Origin of the sequence: Psychrobacter sp. SZ93C1 (genome assembly GCF_015864635.1) — a bacterium.
Taxonomy (GTDB): Bacteria; Pseudomonadota; Gammaproteobacteria; order Pseudomonadales; family Moraxellaceae; genus Psychrobacter; species Psychrobacter fozii.
The window spans coordinates 514,884-536,203 of sequence record NZ_JADYWY010000001.1 but is presented as its reverse complement, the minus strand read 5'-3'; the positions used below and the strand labels follow the sequence as shown (position 1 = coordinate 536,203).

17 protein-coding genes are annotated in these 21,320 nt (G+C 42.6%); 5 read left to right on the top strand and 12 right to left on the bottom strand.

The genetic code is table 11. The features are described from left to right. Positions 1 to 156: 156 nt before the first annotated feature. The 9 genes from I6E83_RS02295 to I6E83_RS02255 form a co-directional block, all read right to left on the bottom strand. Entirely contained in the window at positions 157 to 2,406 is a 2,250-nt protein-coding gene (locus tag I6E83_RS02295; protein WP_197099801.1) for a PhoX family protein, read from the bottom strand. Between the two features lie 237 nt (positions 2,407 to 2,643). After that, complete coding sequence (locus tag I6E83_RS02290; protein ID WP_197099800.1) at positions 2,644 to 3,360, bottom strand: fumarylacetoacetate hydrolase family protein; 717 nt, start codon at positions 3,358 to 3,360, stop codon at positions 2,644 to 2,646. Between the two features lie 123 nt (positions 3,361 to 3,483). Further along, complete coding sequence (locus I6E83_RS02285; RefSeq protein ID WP_110921786.1) at positions 3,484 to 4,209, bottom strand: ABC transporter permease; 726 nt, start codon at positions 4,207 to 4,209, stop codon at positions 3,484 to 3,486. A 13-nt stretch (positions 4,210 to 4,222) separates the two neighbouring features. Then, positions 4,223 to 4,957 (bottom strand): ABC transporter permease, encoded by a 735-nt coding sequence (locus I6E83_RS02280; RefSeq protein ID WP_110921787.1) that lies wholly within the window; start codon positions 4,955 to 4,957, stop codon positions 4,223 to 4,225. 489 nt (positions 4,958 to 5,446) lie between these two features. Next, a complete protein-coding gene (locus tag I6E83_RS02275) occupies positions 5,447 to 6,271 on the bottom strand; it encodes an ABC transporter substrate-binding protein (protein WP_413787044.1) in 825 nt (274 codons plus the stop codon). A 283-nt stretch (positions 6,272 to 6,554) separates the two neighbouring features. Beyond that, positions 6,555 to 7,451: a transporter substrate-binding domain-containing protein gene (locus I6E83_RS02270; RefSeq protein WP_197099798.1), complete on the bottom strand. Its 897-nt coding sequence runs from the start codon at positions 7,449 to 7,451 to the stop codon at positions 6,555 to 6,557. Positions 7,452 to 7,525: 74 nt separating this feature from the next. Continuing rightward, entirely contained in the window at positions 7,526 to 8,326 is an 801-nt protein-coding gene (locus I6E83_RS02265; RefSeq protein ID WP_197099797.1) for a transporter substrate-binding domain-containing protein, read from the bottom strand. Positions 8,327 to 8,693: 367 nt separating this feature from the next. Then, the gene (locus tag I6E83_RS02260; RefSeq protein ID WP_110921791.1) at positions 8,694 to 9,491 is read right to left on the bottom strand and encodes an ABC transporter ATP-binding protein; all 798 of its coding nucleotides are present in this window, start codon (positions 9,489 to 9,491) and stop codon (positions 8,694 to 8,696) included. Between the two features lie 359 nt (positions 9,492 to 9,850). Further along, complete coding sequence (locus I6E83_RS02255; protein WP_197099796.1) at positions 9,851 to 10,168, bottom strand: hypothetical protein; 318 nt, start codon at positions 10,166 to 10,168, stop codon at positions 9,851 to 9,853. Positions 10,169 to 10,600: 432 nt separating this feature from the next. On the opposite strand from I6E83_RS02255, the gene I6E83_RS02250 reads away from it, so the two are divergent. From I6E83_RS02250 to I6E83_RS02230, 5 genes are all read left to right on the top strand, one after another. Next, positions 10,601 to 11,902, top strand: coding sequence for a glutamate-5-semialdehyde dehydrogenase (locus tag I6E83_RS02250; RefSeq protein WP_197099795.1), 1,302 nt, complete (start codon positions 10,601 to 10,603; stop codon positions 11,900 to 11,902). A 164-nt stretch (positions 11,903 to 12,066) separates the two neighbouring features. Next, positions 12,067 to 12,846, top strand: a complete 780-nt coding sequence (locus I6E83_RS14815; protein ID WP_197099794.1) for a ribonuclease domain-containing protein — start codon at positions 12,067 to 12,069, stop codon at positions 12,844 to 12,846. 1 nt (position 12,847) lies between these two features. Continuing rightward, positions 12,848 to 13,204, top strand: coding sequence for a barstar family protein (locus I6E83_RS02240; protein ID WP_110921795.1), 357 nt, complete (start codon positions 12,848 to 12,850; stop codon positions 13,202 to 13,204). A 90-nt stretch (positions 13,205 to 13,294) separates the two neighbouring features. Further along, positions 13,295 to 14,569, top strand: coding sequence for a sodium/glutamate symporter (locus tag I6E83_RS02235; RefSeq protein WP_197099793.1), 1,275 nt, complete (start codon positions 13,295 to 13,297; stop codon positions 14,567 to 14,569). 323 nt (positions 14,570 to 14,892) lie between these two features. Continuing rightward, positions 14,893 to 16,941: a WG repeat-containing protein gene (locus I6E83_RS02230; protein ID WP_197099792.1), complete on the top strand. Its 2,049-nt coding sequence runs from the start codon at positions 14,893 to 14,895 to the stop codon at positions 16,939 to 16,941. A 240-nt stretch (positions 16,942 to 17,181) separates the two neighbouring features. On the opposite strand, the gene I6E83_RS02225 is transcribed toward I6E83_RS02230, so the two are convergent. The 3 genes from I6E83_RS02225 to glyA form a co-directional block, all read right to left on the bottom strand. After that, positions 17,182 to 18,717, bottom strand: a complete 1,536-nt coding sequence (locus I6E83_RS02225; RefSeq protein ID WP_197099791.1) for an alanine/glycine:cation symporter family protein — start codon at positions 18,715 to 18,717, stop codon at positions 17,182 to 17,184. Between the two features lie 382 nt (positions 18,718 to 19,099). Further along, positions 19,100 to 19,846 (bottom strand): type 1 glutamine amidotransferase, encoded by a 747-nt coding sequence (locus tag I6E83_RS02220; protein ID WP_197099790.1) that lies wholly within the window; start codon positions 19,844 to 19,846, stop codon positions 19,100 to 19,102. 105 nt (positions 19,847 to 19,951) lie between these two features. Beyond that, positions 19,952 to 21,208 (bottom strand): serine hydroxymethyltransferase, encoded by a 1,257-nt coding sequence (gene glyA, locus I6E83_RS02215; RefSeq protein WP_197099789.1) that lies wholly within the window; start codon positions 21,206 to 21,208, stop codon positions 19,952 to 19,954. Positions 21,209 to 21,320: the final 112 nt, after the last annotated feature.

Here is a 21,320-nt window from a genome sequence, read left to right as displayed (position 1 = left end):
ACTTGTACAATCTGAAGTCGGCTGCCTTGTACCCATTTTAGAGTTCTTTGATTATGCTGTACCCAAACAAAAAAACCTCAAGCCATGGCTTGAGATTTTTCTGGTAAAACGCTTAGTTATTTATGTCTGTCACCAGCTCGATATGGCGTGAACGATTTACGAGAACGATTCTGCCAATATCACATCACCATCATTTTTAGTAATCATTACCGTGGCAGATCTTGGCGTAATACCGCCTTTGACTGCACCCCAAGCATTACCAGGATGCTGAATATTGATAAACAAGGTTTTGAAATCTGGCGTCATGGTAATACCTGTCACCTCACACCCTTCAGGTCCCACAAAAAACCGCTTAAGATTGTCATCGGTCGCGGCCAAGCCTATGCGAGTATTTTGTCCTGTTGAGGCTGTTTTGACTGACCCATCATTGACCTTGCCTGGCAATGCCGCCAATAGCATACAGTTGGTCGTGTCTGTATATGCACCATCATCTGTCTGAATCCACAATACGCCGCGCGGGTCAAAAAACAAACCGTCAGGAGAAGACAAATCATTATTGGCATTCAATCCTGATAGGTTCTCTGCAGACTTGTCACTAGGTGACGCAAATAGATAAATGTCCCACTCAAAACTGGTGGCTGCATGATCGCCATTTGTTTCGGCCCAGCGGATAATATGACCATTATCGTTACCAGCGGCTTTGCCATTCACATCGTAACTGCGAGGATTACTGGCTGAAACAGGCTGATCGTCATCGACGCCGCGGTTTTTATTATTGGTCAAGGTTACATACACTTCGCCAGTAACGGGGCTGACAGATACCCATTCAGGGCGATCCATCTTCGTAGCACCCAACACATCGGCAGCTGCACGCGCAAAGACTAATACGTCATCTTGACCATTAAACGGCAGTACACTGTTGGTATTGTCCAATCCATTTTGACCATAAACCAACGGCTGCCATGTACCACTGCCATCTTCATTAAAGATTGCCGTGTACAGCGTGCCTTCGTTCATATATTTGTCACCCGCTTTTAGGCCGCCACCGATATCGCTTTTTGACCACTTAGCTTTTGACACGAACTTATAAATATACTCACCGCGTGAGTCATCACCCATATAAAACACCACAGGGCGACCTTGCTTAACAGGTGCAAACGCACAGTTTTCATGAGCAAAACGACCCAAAGCTGTACGCTTTTGAGGCATGGCATTTTTATCAAACGGGTCAATTTCGGTGATATAGCCAAAAGTATTAAAAGCATTACGATAATCATCAATGGCTGTTTTACCTGCGACGGTCATATTCCAGCGTGCAAATTCATCTGCCATGGTAGCGTCTGCTGCTTTCGGTGTATGCCACAAGTAACCCCAAGTAGCATGGTCTTCTTTTGCACCATAACGCTCGCGGCCATAATTTTGGGCAGCACTTAATTGGCTAGCGTCTTTACCGCGAGCGAACACGCCTAAGAAATTCTCTTCGGTGGTCAAATAAGTACCCCAAGGCGACAACCCTGCCCCGCAGTTGTTATTGATGCCACGTGTTTTTAAGCCAGTAGGGTCAAATTTAGTCTTGACCAAATCAGATCCTGCAACAGGGCCAGTGAGCTGTGACGTGGTGCTACTGGTGATGCGGCGGTTATATTTAGAGTCTCGAACCATCTCGTAACCTTTGCCACTAGCACGGCGCTTCATCTCAACTACCGCCACCCCATGACAATTCACCTCACGGCGCACATCAGTGGCTCGGCGAACTTCTTGAAAGATGGGCTCAGCACTGCTGTCTTTTTTCACATCATAGCCAAATGGACTTAATTCGGCGCTGTTCACGTATTCATGATTCATGACTAGCAAGCCGCTTTCAGAGGCTTTGACATCGTAATTATTACCTGTTTTGCCAAAAAACCACATGCCATCATGATTGTCACCCATGCGCCAATCAAATGATTCAGCAGATTGCTCACGGTTGTCTTTCCAGTCCTCGATACCCGACATCAGCGGTGTGCCCAGTGGCAATATCATTTCTGCCTTGTAACCATCAGCCACGCTCATTTCTGCTGCGGTCGAATGTGCCACGGCAGTGAACTTTAATGTTTCTGGGCGGCTTCGATTACCATGTGCTGGAACAGTAGCATCATCGCCACTACGAACTGTCATGGTGCTATTGGCGCCTTTGGTATGACCAACCAATGGTAATGCACCAAAAAAGGCAGCAGCGGTTAATCCCGTGCCACCTTTTAATAGACTACGGCGGTTCAATCGACGGCTGATAATGGTTTGAAAATCCATATTATTAGTAGGATTAGAATCTTCAATGACTTCATGAGCGAGATTTTGCTTATTATTTATTTGATTGTTGTTTACTTGCTGATCGTTATTTACTGGCTTATTGCTTAATAGTGTCATTATCAGTCACCTTGCTATTCGGCTGGATTGTCATAAAAAAACATCATGGCACTGCTATAACAGTACCAAAAAAACATGAAGTAGCCGCTATCCTACTCAGTATTCATGACAGTATGTTGAACGTTAGATGACAATCTGATGACAAGAAGCTTTGGTAATCCTATAAAACAAAAAATCCCAAGCGCTAACTTGGGATTTTTTGACATGAGTTTGAGGTTAAATACGACTTTAGCAAGTTTACTGTACTTGTGATACCCACTCATGTGCGCCTAACTTAAGTTTTACTTGATCACCGGCTTGCAATATACCAACACCACTTGGGGTGCCAGTCATAATCACATCGCCTGCTTGTAAGCTAAACGCGTGGCTAATTTCTGCAAGTAACTCGTAAACTGAAAACAGCATTAAGGCGCTATCACCATCTTGCTTGAGCTCATCATTGATGGTGAGTTGATAGTTTACTTGGCTAAAATCTCCAAAAGCTTGTGGGTCAACCCAATCAGCCAGTACACAAGAGCCATCAAAGCACTTGGCACGCTCCCATGGATGACCTTTTTCTTTTAGCTTACTTTGCAAGTCACGTAACGTTAAATCCAGCCCTAATGTCACGCCACCAATCGCTTGCTTTGCTTGCTCAGCAGTTGCCGCAGATAGATCGGCTGACAGCTGAATACAAAGCTCCGCTTCGTAATGCGTATCGCCATATATTGTCGAATCAGGACGAACAATGGCATTGCGTGTACTGACCACTGACGATGCAGGCTTCATAAATAAGATGGGCGATTTTGGTATCTCATTTCCCAGCTCGCGGGCATGTTCGGCATAATTACGACCAACACAGACTACTTTGCCGATGGGGGCACGCAATCTGTTGTTAACATTGGCGACACTGGTATCATCATGGATGCTAGTAGAAATCGCATCGGCTAAAGACATATGTGGTGACTGGCTCATAATAGGCGCTCACAGCAAATTATTGTTATTTTCGTAAATGTACATACCGCACTATTTACTCTAGGGCGTGTCGTATCGTGTCCTAGCATTATGCTTATGATAAATAGTTTTTGCCACAACTTCTTAAGGAATCGTACTGGTAATCACGTCTGGTGGTACATAACTTGTGTGGCGATTCATTCTCTTTTCAAACAATCTAAAGCTAAACAAAATCACCCATGACAATAGCAGATACACGATACCAGCAGCGAAGAACAACTCCATCAAGGTGTAAGTACGCGCACTAATCGTACGAGCAACCCCTGTGATATCCATCAACGCAATGGTAGATGCCAATGCACTGCCCTTGAGCATAAAGATAACTTCGTTACTGTAGGCTGGAATCACGATACCAAAAGCACGAGGCAACGTAATACGTGTCAGCTTCTGCCACTTTGACATACCAATAGCATCAGCCGCTTCCAACTCACCAACAGGAATGGTCTGAATCGCACCGCGAATGATTTCTGCTAGATAAGCACTGGTATTCAGCGTGAAAGCAATAATGGCACACCAATACGCTTGGCTAAGTACAGGTTCCCATAAAAACGATTCACGTACTGCCTCGAACTGACCCAGACCATAATAAATCAAAAATATCTGTACCAGTAGCGGTGTGCCACGGAAAAAGAAGATATAAGAAAAGGGTAATATTTGCACCAGCCAGCTCTTTGACAAGCGTAACTGCGCTAAAACCAAACCAAAAAATAGACCGATAATACCGGAGACAACGACCAGCTGTGCGGTCAACACAGCGCCCTCTAATAACTCAGGAATATTATCAAAAATGACCTGCCAATTCCAATCCATAGTATCTCTCCCTTTATCCTATGGTCGATTGACGATGAGTGGACTGACGGCTCAGCTTTTTAGCATAGCGTGCTGCTGGATTGGCGCGCCATTCAAGCCACATCATAAAGCCAGTAATCAACATGGTCAGACCCAAATAAATAATCGCTGCTGCCATATAAAAAGTAAAGGGCTGCTGCGTTGATTGAGCGGCACGTGATGACTGATACATAATGTCTTTGAGGCCTATGACCGATACCAATGCGGTATCTTTGAGCAAGACCAAAAACAAATTGCCCAATCCTGGCAACGCAATCTGCCAAACTTGTGGCAAAGTAATACGATAAAACGTCTGAAAAGGACGCATACCAATCGCTTGCGCCGCTTCACGTTGTCCGATGGGAATCTCTTGAATTGACATGCGAAAGATTTCAGTCGCATAAGCGCCAAAAGCAATCGATAGCGCCATTACGCCACCCCAAAAGGCACTAATCTCAACGTATTCGTTATAGCCGAATTTTTTGAGAATCGTCATCAGCAGTATCGAGCCGCCATAATAGATGAACAGCACCAATAGCAACTCAGGGATACCACGCATCGTCGCCGTATATACAGTCGCAAGCTTACGTAGCAGCCAGACATTAGACAGCTTAGCGGTCGCACCAAGCAAGCCCAAAGCCATACCAATAATTAAACTGGTAACGGCAAGCTTGATGGTGACGGTAGCGCCGCTCAGTAGTAGCGCGCCAAATCCTTGTAAATCAAACACAATTATCCACTCTGTCTCTTTATATTAGCAATTTGCAAAATATGAGTTAAAAGAATCAGCATCAATAGCTGAGCGCTACTAATAATCGTATTTTATACCAAATTAGGTATGGGTATTTTGCGTCATATATTAACGTCAAAATGATACGAAAATTACTGCGAAAATTGACGCGGTAGAAATGAGGGCTGATTTTATCATATTCACTGCAAGCTATGTTAATACTCACATGTAAAAGCAGTGCCTAAATAGGCACTTATCTTCTTAAAAATGAGTCAAATCAGGACTGCTTTTATAAACCAAGCAGTCAATATAGCGAATATCCAACTATTTTTTAGAAAAAAGAAGGGCACTACCATTAAGGCAATACCCTTCTTACTGATTAAATCAAACGCTAGTTTATGAGACATGACCATTCAAACGGCTATTACGTCACATTATAGCTACTCGCTCAATAGAGTATTTAACGAGTTATTGAACAAGTTACTTAGCTTACTCGGCAGGTTCCGCTACCGTATCAGTCTCAGTTGCTTTTATAGCACTGGTTTCTGGCACCGCAAAATATTTGTTATTGATATCATCATAAGTGCCATTTGCTTTAATATTGGCTAACGCCTGATTGATCTTTACTTGTAGTTCGTCACCTGGACGAACCGCGATGGCAAAGTTGTCATTGATATCAATCTCTTCACCTTTGAGCCCATACTGACTGCCTGATGTTGAACCAAGCCACTCTAGTGCTGGCAATTTATCAGATACCATTGCATCAACACGGTTTGAGCCCAAATCCAAAAACGCATTACTGAGCGTATCATACAGCTTCATATCAGCGTCTGGATACGCCTTCTCAAACCACTGCGAAGAGATGGTCGAGCGCTGAGCGGCGATAGAGTTTGCATTGATATCACTACTATTGCTGGGATCAAAACTGCTGTCTTTTTTGGCTAAAAAAACCAACGTATTGCTAAAGTATGGCTCAGTAAAGCTGACTTGTTGCTCACGCTCAGGGGTGACTGACATAGCCGCCACAATCGCATCATATTTACCTGCCTTTAGACCGGGAATAATACCGTCCCAATCTTGCGCCGTAATTTCACAAGTCATCTTCATATCGGCACAGAGAGCATTGGCAATATCTACATCAAAACCGCCAAGAGTGCCATCCGCATTTGTATAGTTAAAAGGCGCATAAGCACCCTCAGTACCAATACGTAGCACTTCACCCGTCGTTTCTGCCTCAGCAGTCACTTGAGTGGCATCATCACTCGCATCATCTTGACCATTACTACAGCCTGCTAAAGTTAAAAGCGCAGCCATCGTCACTAAAGGCACTGAAAGTCGTCGTGCCTTTATACCATTGATAACTGATGCGTTCGTGACTGCATTGTGTTGGTCAAAATGGTTTTTCATGATCATCCTTGGAGTTTGTTAATAGAAATATTGCTCATCGCTATCGGTTCACGGTACTGTATTTGTTCACGATACTATTGTTCACGGCACTATTGCTCACGGTACTGCGACCTCACCCTTGTATCAGCTAAAGATAGTGATAAACGGTGAGATACATCAGTAGTCGCTTGCGGCTGTTTTTCTTCAGTAATTATTTTTCTTCAGCAGCCATCGCATCAGCTGGCGCTTCTTCGACACTATCAGTTGTTGCGACTGCTTTTTGTGCGGCAGCCGTTGAGCTAGTACCAAAATAGCTACCGGTGATCTGATCATAGGTACCATTGTCTTTTAGCTCAGCCAAAGCAGTATTGAATTTAGCCACTAATGGATCACCTTTACGGAACGCGATACCCATAGCATCTTCTTCAGTGCTGATTTCTTGACCTTTTACTTCATAATCTTTACCAGCATCGGTTTTTAGCCAATCATTACCAGTGACTTTGTCAGACATCATCGCGCGCACACGACCTGAAGTCAGATCCAAATACGCATTGTCTTGAGTGTCATACAGCTTGATGTCAGCTTCGGTGTGCTCGTCTTGCAAGTACTGTGAAGAGACTGTAGAACGCTGTGCAGCAATAGGCTGATTATTTAAATCAGCAACGCTGATATCATCGCCTTTTTTACCAATCAAGATAATACCAGTGTGAAAGTACGGCTCACTGAAATCCACGACTTCTTTACGCTCAGAGGTGATCGACATACCAGCGATGATTGCATCAAATTTCTGTGCATTTAGGCCAGGGATTAGACCATCCCAATCTTGAGAAATAACTTCACACTCAGCTTTCATTTGCGCGCATAACGCATCGACCAGCTCAATCTCATAGCCAATCAGTTTGCCATCAGCATCGGTATAGCTAAATGGCTTATAGCTCGACTCTGTCGCAATTTTAATGTTCAAAGGCGCATCGCTAGCCGTATCAGCTTCAGCGCTTTCTGCTGGTGCTGAACTATTATTACAAGCTGCCAGCATAAGCATTGCAGCGCTTAGTGGGGCAAGCCATAATGCTTTTTTACCCATTGATGATGTCATTGAATTTGTCATTCTCGTTGTTCCTTAATATAGTTACTAGCCGGTAGTCACTCATGACTGATGTATAAAAGCTCATTTATTACAGCTTATTGACCAAAGTTCGCTTGCTCAAGACGAGCCAGCTCACCGTTACTACGGATTTCACTTAAGGCTTTGTCAAAATCAGCTTTGAGTGCATCACCTTTACGGACAGCAATAGCAATATTGTCATTGTTATCAATTTCATCGCCAACGATACCGAAGCCTTCAGTATTATCCGCTAACCATGATTTGGCAGAAACTTTTTCAGCCAATACAGCATCACTACGACCAGATTTTAGATCCAAGTAAGCATTGTCATAGTTGTCATACAACTGCACGGTATTACCGTCTTTGCCTTCATAGTTATCTTGTAGATAAGCGCCAGGCGTGGTCGAACGTTGACCACCAAGGGTCAAATCTTTGATTGACATAGGGTCAAAACCACCAGTACTATCCGTCAACCATACCATTGTGTTGGCAAAGTAAGGCTCGCTGAAGTCTACTTTCTCTTGACGTTCAGGCGTAATCGACATACCTGCGATAACGGCATCGTATTTCTGCGCCAATAGACCTGGAATAATACCGTCCCAATCTTGAGCCACGATTTCACATTTAACTTGCATCTGATCACATAAGGCATTGGCGACATCAATATCGTAGCCTGCCAAAGTGCCGTCAGCATTGGTATAGTTAAAAGGAGGATAAGCACCTTCGGTAGCGATACGAATGGTCTTGCCAGCCGTTTCTGCTGCAGGGGCATCAGCATTGCTATCGGCGGTTTCATTAGAAGATTGACCACAAGCGCTCAACATCAATGCTGCAGTAACGGTCATCGACGACCACAATAGGCGAGAATTCGACATCATACATTCCTTAAATTCTGATGGGTTTTTAATGTAGGGTTCTGATATTTTGTTCTCTGACGTCCCTGTCAGACAAGCAATATAGACAGCAAAATAAACAAGTAGCCGTCATAGATGGCCACCCGTAAGCCTTTTGATAATACCTGAGTAAAATATCAAAAACAAACGTTTTGCATACCGACTGTCATTAACGAGTAATAAACAGTCAACGATACTTACTAATCCGTAATTTTCTATTTAAAACGACAATAGGACGGTAAGAGCCTTACCATCCTATTATTTTGAGTAGAGAATCAGAGCTTGCGAGAGCTGTTTGAGACAATGACTATTAGATACTTAGCTCTGATAAATATTTAGCGTTGATAAATACTTAGTTCTGACGATGTGACGCCATAAAGTCTTTAACACGCTCAGAGGTTGGGTTGTCAAAGACCTGCTCAGGGGTGCCAATCTCTTCAATCACACCTTGATGTAAGAATACTACTTTGCTTGATACTTCACGGGCAAAGCGCATCTCATGCGTGACGATGAGCATCGTGCGGCCTTCTTCTGCCAACTCACGCATCACAGCGAGTACTTCATTAACCAATTCAGGGTCTAGAGCAGAGGTTGGCTCATCGAACAGGAGCACTTGCGGCTGCATAGCCAGTGCGCGTGCGATAGCCACACGCTGACGCTGACCACCAGACAAGTTCGCTGGATACGCATCTTTCTTATCAAGTAGACCCACTTTATCTAACAGCTTTTCAGCATCGCTAATGGCTTGGTCTTTTTTGATTTTTAAAACCTGCGTTGGCCCTTCGATAATGTTTTGCAAAATCGTTTTGTGTGGCCACAAGTTAAAGTTCTGAAACACGAAGCCAACACGCGCACGCAAGCGTTCTAATTGCTTGATTTCTGCTGCTTGCAACTCACCTGACTTAGCAGGCTTTAGCATGAGTTCATCGTTACCAATGATGATACGACCTTGATTGGGCTTTTCGAGCAAGTTAATGCAGCGCAATAAGGTGGATTTACCTGAGCCAGATGAGCCCAAAATTGAGATAACATCACCATCATATGCGGTAAGAGATACCCCTTTTAGCACTGCCAATGAGCCATAGCTTTTATGGATGTCTTGTAAATCTAAGGCGATAGGCCGAGTCGGATTTTTTTCAATATCAAGCATGGTTCAGCAGACTTCCAATAAATATGAATGAAAATACATAAAAAATCGTGGTATGGAGTATAAGTATCAACCCTAATAAGGTCGTGATACGCTTATAACTCGTCATACAAAGAGAAAAAGTGACACATTGTCTCTTATTACACGGTAAAAAGGCAAATCCTGCGTTTAAGCAATCTGCCACTCAGCATTTATAAACCACTGAATAGCTGACATAAAAAAGCTCAGACTGCATTTGCAGTGCTGAGCCTTATTTTATCACTTTCACGTACTAGGCGTTGTTTTATCTGTTTACCCACTTTCAATATCTAATGCGGATAAGTGGTAGCTGCTTAGCATATCAAAACTTAGCACGTTAAAAATCAGTACGTCGAAACATGCTCTTCACTTTCAGTACCATCCAACATCTCTGTATCATCTGCTGTCGCTACTGCTACATCGTCATTATCGCCCACTGCCATGCCATCATCGGCGCTAGCAACTGCAATATCATCACCATTACCTGCGACAGCCGCATCTTCCTCTACTACTGTCTGTGCATCAGCCGCCGGCTCAGTTTCCATAGGGGCCTCATCTTTTTTACCACAGGCACTCAACGTCAGTGCAGCTGCCACTAACCCTATTGTTAGCCAGCTTTTAGCCATTCCGTTTTTTTCGATATTATCATTTGTAGTAGCCATAATAATGCTCCGCTCGTTATAGTTAATGCTTAGCTATCAATAAAAATCATCTGATTAATAGCGTTGTATTGATATTCTTAAAAATACCAGTCTTAGCACTTACTATACTGACGATCGATCGTCGCTACCTTAGTACTTACAACGCAATTCTGTTAGAGCCATGTAACGATGTATTTGATTTTTAACCAACCTTTAACAGTAGCCATATTAGAAACGCATGTGAATAAAACAAGAAGAGCATCAAAACAGTGCTCATAAACGCTTTATAAAACGGGCGCTGTTCACAAAATCAACTTTACTATCGACCTCATCTGCTCTATGTTAAATAGCATAATGCTGGATAAGCATTCAAATGTCACTTTTTGCCAAACTTTCGCCTTTTTGGGCGCTTTTATCTGTTTAAAACATTTATAGTTATAAGGAAAATAATTTATGAGTCAATCGAATACCACAGACATTACCGCATATATGCAATCTGTTGGCAAGCAAGCACGAGCCGCATCACGCGCCCTCGCTGCTGCCAATACTGGCGATAAGAACGCTGCCCTCATGGCCATTCATGATGTATTAAAAGTCGCCAAGCCAGATATCCTAGCAGCCAATAAAATCGATATGGATAATGGTCGAAACAACGATTTGGATGCCGCATTACTTGATCGTCTGGAGCTAAATGATGCGCGCTTTGATGGCATGCTACAAGGTCTAAAAGACGTGGCATCATTGCCAGACCCTATCGGTGAAGTCACTGATATGACCTATCAGCCGTCAGGCATTCATTTAGGTAAAATGCGTGTACCACTTGGCGTGGTCGGTATGATTTATGAGTCTCGTCCTAACGTAACGTTAGAAGCGGCTTCACTGGCATTAAAGTCAGGAAATGCCATTATTTTACGTGGTGGCTCTGAAGCTTTTGAATCCAACCAAGCCATTGCCAAATGTATCTTGGAAGGTCTAGAAAAGGTAAATCTATCTGGGCATAGCGTGCAGGTATTACAAACCACTGATCGCGCCGCTGTCGGTGAGCTCATCACTATGACTGACTATGTCGACGTCATCGTACCACGTGGCGGCAAAGGACTGATTGAACGTATCAGCCGTGATGCCCGTGTGCCTGTGATTAAGCATTTAGACGGTAACTGCCACACCTTTATTGACAGTGATGCAGATGCCGACATCGCTATCAAAGTCAGCGTCAATGCAAAAACGCATCGCTACGGTACGTGTAATACCATGGAGACACTACTGGTCGATGAGTCAGTCGCCGATGAGCTATTACCAAAAATTGCTGAAGCTATCATCGCTGCTGACGATGCCATGCAACTGCGCCTTGATGACAAGTCACAAGCCATCTTAAACGAAAATGCTACGCTCAAAGGCCATCTATCAGCTGCCACTGCTGAAGATTGGGATACCGAATATCTTGCCCCTATCCTAGCGGTAAAAGTCGTGTCTGGCATTGATGAAGCTATCGAACATATCAATACCCATGGCAGTCATCATACTGATGTCATCATTACGGATAACTATACCAAGTCGCAACGTTTTATTCGTGAAGTCGACTCGGCAAGCGTCATGATTAATGCCTCTAGCCGTTTTGCTGATGGTTTTGAATATGGATTGGGTGCCGAGATTGGTATCTCAACAGATAAGATTCATGCTCGTGGTCCTGTGGGATTAGAAGGTCTGACCTCACAAAAATGGATCGTGTATGGCCACGGTGAGACGCGCACTTAACGGATAGCGTCTCAACCTAGCACTTATCTACTCACTTAAAGTATAATCCACAAAAAACGTCAGCTCCATTGCTGGCGTTTTTTTATTAGGGACGAATAGGTTATACAGGCGGCGCAATCGTAATTTTGCACCATAACACAAACATGCGATAGGAAAGTAGGCTCATGCAAAGTGGTGAAATCAAACACTGGAATTCAGATAAAGGCTATGGCTTTATTGATGTCGATGATCAAAGTGAAGACGTATTTTTTCATATTAGCAAAGCGCGAATGCCACAGCCGATAACGGTCGGACAAAGAGTCTACTTCAATAGTGCACGTAATGACAAAAATCAGTTGAGAGCAACCGAAGTAACCCCTGCTTCGCTCAGTATTCAAGAAAGTGGAAATACAGATACCGCTAAAAGCACGTCATACAATGCTAATCAGAACGATTCTAGGCAGAACAACTCCAATAATAACAATGCTAGCCGAAAAAACACTGGTCGCAATACTAGAAACCAGTATCAAAATAAAAAAAGCCCCCTGTCTACGCTATTCAGTCTCATCGCCATTATCGCGGTCGCCTTTTACTTCTTTGATGATCTACAGTCCACCTTTTTTGCTAGTAGCACAGAACCTACAACGATACCTCAAACGTACTCTGACAACTCAGATCCAGTATCTAACTCTGCGGTAACAGGCGATGCGCAAATAGATCAGACCATCATGCTGATCAAGCAAGGTGGACCATTCCCTTATCCTCATAAAGATGGCACGACGTTCTATAACCGTGAGGGACAGCTACCAACACAGTCGAAAGGCTACTATCGTGAATATACCGTGCCAACCCCTGGCATATCGCATCGCGGTGCAAGACGTATCGTCACGGGTGGCAATCCGCCAACTGTCTATTATTTAACCGTTGACCACTATGATAGCTTTCGCAGACTGGACGTAAAATAATATGAGCCAAGCCATACATTATATAGACAAGAATAGTAACCAAAACGCTACAGCACTAAGTGCTGGCATCCCGACACAGGCTGTTACCATAGCAGCGGACGAGGTACTAAATAAAAACACGTTATTAACAAATTTAGCCAATGCCTGTGATTTTCCCAGTTATTTTTCACACAACTGGGATAGTGCGTGGGATTGCTTAACAGATAGTGACGTGACACACCTAATGTTAGATCTCACATCGGTGAAAAAAATAGACACGGAAGATTTTAATGTCTTCAAAAGCATCATAGAAGATGCCTACACAGATTTTGGCAAGCCGCAATTGTGGGTGATCATGCCGTCTACGGATGACGCCTAGCCGATAAATCATCAAACAAGCCTGAATTCGAGATAAAGCCATATTTATCCCAAATTCAGGTTAATTTAGTTTTATAGAAAGGATTAACCTATGGAAATTACTTTAAATGGCTATTACACCCTAATCTTTGCCACCTTGGTACTATTGCTTGGACGATTTTTGGTCAAAAAAGTCAAGTTTTTAGAAGATTTTAATATTCCAGAACCAGTAGCAGGTGGTTTGATTGCTGCGGTCATTGTGTATGCTCTTAACTTTATTTGGGGCTACAGTTTTAATTTTCATCAAGGGTTACAAACAGCCACCATGCTGATGTTTTTTGCCTCTATCGGTCTGAGTGCTGATTTTGGTCGATTGAAAGCAGGTGGTACACCGTTACTGATTTTCACTATCGTGGTGTCAGTGTTTATCGTACTGCAGGACGTGGTTGGCGTGACAATGGCAAGCGCTCTAGGACTAGATCCATTGCTCGGACTCGTCACAGGCTCTATCGCACTTACAGGCGGTCACGGTACGGCAGGCGCATGGGGCGCTGTATTAGAGCAAGAGTATGGTGTGGTTGGCGCAACGACCCTCGGTATTGCTGTTGCCACGTATGGCTTGGTAGCAGGTGGTATCGTTGGTGGTCCTGTGGCACGTCGATTGATTAATAAACTTGGCTTAAAACCGACACCAGCCAATGCAAACCCAAGTGACGTTGAAAAAGTGGCAGGTGCACAGTCCTTATACAGTACCAAACACAGCGAAAACGATGATGATGGTACTCAGGAAATGTTTGAAAAGCCTGATAACATTCGTCTGATTACCGCATCATCAACCATTGAAACCTTGGCGCTATTTGCGGGTGCATTGGCATTTGCTGATTTGATGACGATAGTTGCTGAAGGTACTTCATTTGAGCTACCTACCTTCGTATGGGCACTGGCAGGCGGTGTGATTCTACGTAATTCATTAACCATGATTTTTAACTTTGATATGTTTGATCGTGCCATTGATGTGATTGGTAATGCGTCATTGAGCCTATTTTTAGCTATGGCGTTGCTGTCATTGAAGCTGTGGGAATTGACAGACTTGGCAGGCCCTGTACTCATTATATTGCTGGTACAGACGTTTGTGATGATTCTATACGTTTACTTTGTCACCTTTAAAGTGATGGGCAAAAACTACGACGCGGCGGTGCTATCGGCAGGTCATTGCGGTTTTGGTATGGGTGCAACGCCAACCGCAATTGCTAATATGCAGGCAGTCACGGATCGCTATCTGCCCTCGCCTAAAGCGTTTTTGATTGTACCGATGGTTGGCGCTTTCTTCGTCGATATCGTTAATGCGACGGTATTGCAGATATTTACTAAATTGCCGTTTATGTAGGCTACTTGGTAAAAGGTTAGACTGAATTGATGTGAATAAGCCCCGATTATATTTTTATAATCGGGGCTTTTACTTTCTATACTTTGACGTTACTTATCGAAGCCAATACCAAGCCCAAATTTTTAACCTTTCCTCAATACTAAAATTCCCTTATAAAAATTAATTTAGATAGCCTCACTTCTATGGCATCTCTTCATTTAAAAATGGTGATAAGTTGTAGTAAAGCCAAACATGCAACTGACTTAGATACGCCTATATATTTCTCTGGACTTAATTTAGTCGTCCACTTATTATCAAACTAATGACGACTATTGCAGATTCTTATGAATTCAAACCTTATTCTATCTAAATTACCTATCGTCCTCGCTCTAGCGACAGTGTTCTGCGCAGTGCCAACGTGGGCAGATGACTCATCTATGGAGATATGTCAGAAACCTCCTGTAGCGGGCTACGATAGTGTTGATTGCTTAAGCGAAGGGCTTGCTGTCGTTATACGCTCTACCTTTGAACATCCATATTTTTATCACAAACATGGTTATATTGATACCTCAGGTCAAATCGTGGTGCCACTACAATATGATAAGGCTAGATCTTTTCAAGAAGGACTCGCAGCTGTTGCGACGTCTCGTCCATTGACAAATATAGCCATGCTATATAAATGGGGGTTTATCAATAAAAATGGTGAACTTATTGCTCCACTACAATATGAAAATGTTAAATCTTTTTCTGAAGGTTTAGCCATGGTTGAGAAAAACAGTAGTAGCGGGTTTATCAATAAAACTGGAGAGGAAGTCATCTCACTACAATATAGTCAAGCTAGCTCTTTTTCTGAAGGCGTGGCAAGCGTTCAAAAAGGTGATAAATGGGGTTTTATTAATAGAGCTGGAGAGATTGTTATCCCTATCCAGTATGACTATGCAAACTCTTTTTCTGAAGAATTAGCCCTCGTCGAAAAAGACGGCAAGTATGGTTTTATCAATAGGCAGGGTGATGAAGTTATCCCTCTACAATATGGCTATGCAACCTCTTTTAATGAGGGTTTAGCCAGCGTATCAATGACAGAATACTATCCATCATCAGAGTATAATTATGGATTTATTGATAAGAAAGGAGATTTTGTCATTCCAGAGCAGTATGATCATGCTTATGCCTTTGATAACGGTGTAGCTCGGGTGGTCAAAGGAGACAAATGGAGTCTAATCGACCCAAGTGGCAATAGAGTCACTTCTACAAAATATAGTGCTATTGAAAATTTTAATGAAGGGCTAGCACGCGTTGAGAAGGATGATAAATTTGGCTTTATCAATAGATCAGGATATGAGGTTATACCTACAGAATACGATTATATGGAGAGCTTCGATCAAGGATTAGTCATCGTCGCTAGAGAAGAAAAAGAAAGTGTTATAAATAATGTAGGAAAGGTCATTGCGCCCGTGCAGTTTGACCATATCTCCTACACTGCCGACGGTATCATACATGTCTCTCAAGCAGATAAACATGGATTCATCGATAGATCAGGTACTGTTATTTCACCCCTACAGTACGATGAGGCCAGTGTATTTATTGATGGTTTAGCACGGGTTAAAAAAGACGGCAAATATGGCTTTATTGATAGAACTGGCAACGCTGTTATTCCTTTGCAATACCAGGCTGTCTTAGACTTTAATGAAGGCCTTGCTGCAGTTACCAAAAACGGTAAATCAGGTTTTATAGATAATACAGGAGCTATCATAATCCCTCTACAGTACGATGATGCTTGGCATTTTGATAAAGGCTTATTGGCAGTTGATACAGAAGATATGATGGGAATCATCGACAAAACTGGACAAGTCGTCATTCCCTTAGAATACGATAACATTGATACATTCAAAGAAGGTTTAGCTTCGGCCCAAAAAGAAGGCTTATGGGGCTTTATTGATACTGGAAATAAAACCGTTGTTCCCTTTAAATACGATAAGGTTGAGCCTTTTGTTAGTGATATGGCTCTCGTTACCAAAAGCAATAAGGTAGGTTTAGTAAATAAGTCAGGCCAAGAGATAGTGCCAGTACATTTTAGCGATCTTAAGTTTTTAGATTTAACGTATATTAATTTTTTGGATGAAGCTCTGAAAGGTGCTACGACCTTTGAATTAGAAGATGAGCAAGGTAACCCTATAGCTGTAGCAGACAACAAAACACATTTTTCAGAAGATAGTCTATGGTACTTTGAAGGAGACATCACCAGTGTGAAACAAGACGCGCAGTTAGGATATCTCGATAATGATATCGCCATTATTCCGCAGAACCAAGGCGCTATAAAGCCTTTCAATAAAGGCATCATACTTGTCAAAAAAGAAGGTAGTATATTTTATATCAAAGCAGAAGTGAGCTGACCACAAAAAAACCGCCTAGCAAAAGCTAAGCGGTTTTTTGTGTTATATAACTTGCAGCAACATCTGATTAATACTTACTGATTTTTTTCGCAAACTGGCAATCCTGCACAAATCGTTTCTACCTAAAGTTTAATAGCTATCTAGCAAACAACGAATGTCAGCCATCGAAAAGCCCGCCAAGACTAGTCTTGGCGGGCTTTTTTAATTATCAAGTTACAATAGAGTGTTCAATCGAACCCATTATTTATACTTTTTAATTTCACCACTTTTCACACGAGCTATGAAAGAATTAACTTCTTTTTTCACAATTGGCATCAAGAAGTATAGACCGATGATGTTAAAGATTGCCATAGCGAACAGAGCCGCATCTGAGAAGTCGATAACAAAGCTAAACTGTACGATGGTACCGATAACAACGAAAACTAAGAAGATAAGTTTGTATATCATCTCGCCGCCTTTACCTTCACCAAAGAGATAAGTCCAAGCTTTTAGACCATAATATGACCATGAAATCATCGTTGAAAAAGCAAACAATAATACCGCGACAGCTAGGAAATACTGGAAGATAGGCGCCGTTTCCATAAAGGCAGCACGGGTTAGATCCACACCAGTGAGCGCTTGGGTTTGCAAGTTTGCGACAGTGTTCACCCCAGAGATAGTAATAACGAGCGCCGTCATAGTACAGATAACAACCGTATCAATGAAAGGCTCTAACAGCGCTACTAAACCTTCAGTAGCAGGCTCTTTGGTTTTTACCGCTGAGTGAGCAATAGCAGCTGAACCAACACCTGCTTCGTTAGAGAAAGTCGCACGTTTTAAACCTTGAATTAACGCGCCAATAAAGCCACCAGCCACGCCAGCACCAGTGAAGGCACCCGTGAAAATCTCGCCAAATGCAGCGCCGATATGATTAAAGTTTGCAACCAGTACGATGACACTCATTGTGATATACAATAAAGCCATAAAAGGCACGACTTTTTCGGTAACGGTTGCAATGCGCGGCATACCACCAATGATAACCATACCGACTAAAAACGCTAAGCCAATACCAAAGAATATACTGTAATCCGTTGGAATGCTAAAAGTAGAGCTCATGACTGCAAAGGCTTGGTTACCCTGAAACATGTTACCAGCACCAAAGGTCGCCAATATACACATAAGGGCAAAACCGACGGCTAACACCTTACCAAATCCACCCATACCACGTTCAGCCATACCACGGCTCAAGTAGTACATAGGTCCACCTGATACGGCACCAGAAGGCAGAATTGTACGGTATTTAACACCTAACGTACACTCTACAAACTTGGTCGCCATACCGAACAGACCAACCATAATCATCCAAAAGGTAGCACCAGGTCCACCAATAGCGAGTGCTGCACCGACACCAGCAATATTACCAAGACCAACCGTACCTGACAAAGCAGTAGCTAATGCTTGAAAATGGCTAACCTCGCCTTCTTCTTTGACAGCAGGGTTTGGATCAGTATATTTGCCTCTGACAATATCCAAAGACAAGCCTATATGACGAAATTGAATAAAACCAAAATAAAAGGTAAAGACTAATGCGGCAATTAATAACCAACCTACAATTAGCGGAAAGCTTACTTCACCAAGAGGTACTGAAAAGAAAATAAGATCAACGAACCAGCCAAATATATTGGCCATAAAGCCATCGAGGCCAGCACCAAATGCTGCTAAACCTGATTGTTCTTCTGCTTGCGCAAGAGTAGTACTAAGTAATAGGATCGTTGCGACTAAATATTGTTTTTTCATATAAATTCCTTTAGTGAAAATAATATTTATATAATCATTTACAGCGATACTGATACAAAGTGTAATTATTTATTATACTTTGTATCAGTATTATTACTAAATGTTCAATGTCGACTATATACTAATAATTTTATATAAACAAAAACATTTGCATATTTTTCTCAATTAAACATCAACTTAGCGCTTTAAAGCTGACAGCCAGAATCAGTCAAACTCACTATATTATCGATAAATGTCGGTAGCTGTTATTATTATAAACAACAGACCTAAATAACATTAAAAGGGCGACATGACAATCTCAACACAGGTTTACGTTACATGTTCTATTTTTCTAAAATTTTAGTCCTTTCATTTATACCGGACTTTTATCGTCTACAAACCCTTAACCATATTTCACTAGGTTATCCAGCATTGTAGAAAGCCATGCATTATTATCTGCAATATACGTGTCCCCTAGCTCGATGATTTCATCACCCGCTTGAACTGTGTGAGGATAGTCAGTCATGGCGTCTTGTATATAATCCTGCCCATGCATCACCATATCCACCATACTATTTTTAGTCACTTCGAAATGACATTGCCAACCAAGCACCCACGTACCTAACTCTTTATGTTTTGGCGTTTGATAGATAAAACCTTGATTGGCCCAAGCGTTTGATTTTGCAATTGCAGTCGCACCTTGAGGACACTCAAAACCATCGCCATGCCAATGAAACACTGTAAATTCGTGCTTTGGTAAATCTTTTAGTAGCTGATGCTCTAGCCCTTGTTTGGTTAATTGGATTGGCATCCAACCAACCTCTTTTATACCTGATGGAGCAACTTTTGCCCCCAAACTATCCGCTATTAACTGCGCCCCCAAACAAACACCAATTACTATTTTTCCTTCTTCGATACTTTGCTGAATAAAGGCCTTCTCATCCGCTAACCATTGAAAGTCAGCTTCATCATGAATGCTCATTGGCCCGCCCATAATAACTAACCAATCAAAACTGTCTTGAGAAGGCAATGAATCATTCTCGTAAAAACGAGTGACAGCAATGCTATGACCTTGATTATCTGCCCACTGTTGAATATAGCTGAGTTCTTCAAAATCAACATGGTATAGGGCATGAATACGTAACGTCATCGAATTATCCTTTTATTAAAAAAGAAAAACCGCCTAGCAAAAGCTAAGCGGTTTTTTATTATACAACGCTTAATAAGCGCCGTCTAAATCAGTACAGAGTTAAGCTTACTGGTTTTTTTCGTAAACTGGCAATTCTGCACAGATCGCTTCTACTTTACCGCGTACTTCAGTAGCAACCGCTTCATCACCGCGGCTGTCTAGTACGTCACAGATCCAACCTGCTAACTCGCCCGCTTGTGCTTCGTTGAAGCCGCGAGTAGTAATGGCTGGTGTACCGATACGGATACCAGACGTTACAAACGGAGATTTTGGATCGTTTGGTACGGCATTTTTGTTCACAGTGATGTGAGCTTCGCCAAGCCATTTGTCCGCTTCTTTACCCGTCATTTCTTGCTTAACGAGGCTGATCAGCATTAGATGGTTTTCAGTACCGCCAGAGATAACTTCATAACCGCGATCTTGAACGACTTTTGCCATTGCTTTAGCATTTTTAACCACTTGCTGCTGATAAGTAGAGAAGTTGGCTTCTAATGCTTCTTTGAAGCAAACCGCTTTAGCAGCGATAACATGCATCAATGGGCCACCTTGGTTGCCCGGGAATACCGCAGAGTTTAGTTTCTTAGCAAGTACTTCATCACGAGACAAAATCATACCTGAGCGTGGGCCACGTAGGGTTTTGTGCGTGGTAGTCGTAACCACATCAGCGAAAGGTACTGGGTTTGGATAAACACCACCAGCAACTAGGCCTGCAACGTGAGCCATATCTACTAACAGGTAAGCGCCTACTTCATCCGCGATGTCACGGAAACGCTGCCAATCGACCACTTGCGAGTAAGCTGAAAAACCAGCAATGATCATTTTAGGCTTGTGTTCACGTGCTAGAGCATCTACTTGGTCATAATCAATAAGACCAGTGCCATCTACCAAACCGTACTGTACGGCATTGTAGTTCAGGCCTGAAAAGTTGATGTGTGCGCCATGAGTCAAGTGGCCACCAGCATCTAGGCTCATGCCCAATACTGTGTCATTTGCTTCTAGCAATGCTAAAAATACCGCTGAGTTTGCTTGGCTACCAGAATGTGGTTGAACGTTCACATACTCTGCACCGAACAATTCTTTAGCACGGTCGATGGCCAATTGCTCTACAACATCCACATGCTCACAACCACCATAATAACGCTTACCAGGATAGCCTTCAGCGTATTTGTTGGTTAGGTCAGTACCTTGCGCTTCCATCACTGCTTGTGAGCAGTAGTTTTCAGAAGCGATAAGCTCAATGTGATTTTCTTGACGAACGCTTTCTGCGGCCATCGCTTCAGCAAGTACTGGATCAAAACTTTGAAGAGAGATATTTTTAAACATATTTAATGTCCTAAGTAGTGACTGTCATTGAAAAAACGTCATTTAAAAGAAGCTTATAGCCTGCCCACAATAAAACAACTACTGCGTCAATACCGCTAGAAGTATGTGTGAT

Bases quoted from the DNA above. Each gene is read 5' to 3' on its own strand.
- I6E83_RS02295 (WP_197099801.1), bottom strand. From the start codon at position 2,406: ATGACACTATTAAGCAATAAGCCAGTAAATAACGATCAGCAAGTAAAC.
- I6E83_RS02290 (WP_197099800.1), bottom strand. From the start codon at position 3,360: ATGAGCCAGTCACCACATATGTCTTTAGCCGATGCGATTTCTACTAGC.
- I6E83_RS02285 (WP_110921786.1), bottom strand. From the start codon at position 4,209: ATGGATTGGAATTGGCAGGTCATTTTTGATAATATTCCTGAGTTATTA.
- I6E83_RS02275 (WP_413787044.1), bottom strand. From the start codon at position 6,271: ATGGCTGCGCTTTTAACTTTAGCAGGCTGTAGTAATGGTCAAGATGAT.
- I6E83_RS02270 (WP_197099798.1), bottom strand. From the start codon at position 7,451: ATGACAAATTCAATGACATCATCAATGGGTAAAAAAGCATTATGGCTT.
- I6E83_RS02265 (WP_197099797.1), bottom strand. From the start codon at position 8,326: ATGATGTCGAATTCTCGCCTATTGTGGTCGTCGATGACCGTTACTGCA.
- I6E83_RS02260 (WP_110921791.1), bottom strand. From the start codon at position 9,491: ATGCTTGATATTGAAAAAAATCCGACTCGGCCTATCGCCTTAGATTTA.
- I6E83_RS02255 (WP_197099796.1), bottom strand. From the start codon at position 10,168: ATGGCTACTACAAATGATAATATCGAAAAAAACGGAATGGCTAAAAGC.
- I6E83_RS02250 (WP_197099795.1), top strand. From the start codon at position 10,601: ATGAGTCAATCGAATACCACAGACATTACCGCATATATGCAATCTGTT.
- I6E83_RS14815 (WP_197099794.1), top strand. From the start codon at position 12,067: ATGCAAAGTGGTGAAATCAAACACTGGAATTCAGATAAAGGCTATGGC.
- I6E83_RS02240 (WP_110921795.1), top strand. From the start codon at position 12,848: ATGAGCCAAGCCATACATTATATAGACAAGAATAGTAACCAAAACGCT.
- I6E83_RS02235 (WP_197099793.1), top strand. From the start codon at position 13,295: ATGGAAATTACTTTAAATGGCTATTACACCCTAATCTTTGCCACCTTG.
- I6E83_RS02230 (WP_197099792.1), top strand. From the start codon at position 14,893: ATGAATTCAAACCTTATTCTATCTAAATTACCTATCGTCCTCGCTCTA.
- I6E83_RS02225 (WP_197099791.1), bottom strand. From the start codon at position 18,717: ATGAAAAAACAATATTTAGTCGCAACGATCCTATTACTTAGTACTACT.
- I6E83_RS02220 (WP_197099790.1), bottom strand. From the start codon at position 19,846: ATGACGTTACGTATTCATGCCCTATACCATGTTGATTTTGAAGAACTC.
- glyA (WP_197099789.1), bottom strand. From the start codon at position 21,208: ATGTTTAAAAATATCTCTCTTCAAAGTTTTGATCCAGTACTTGCTGAA.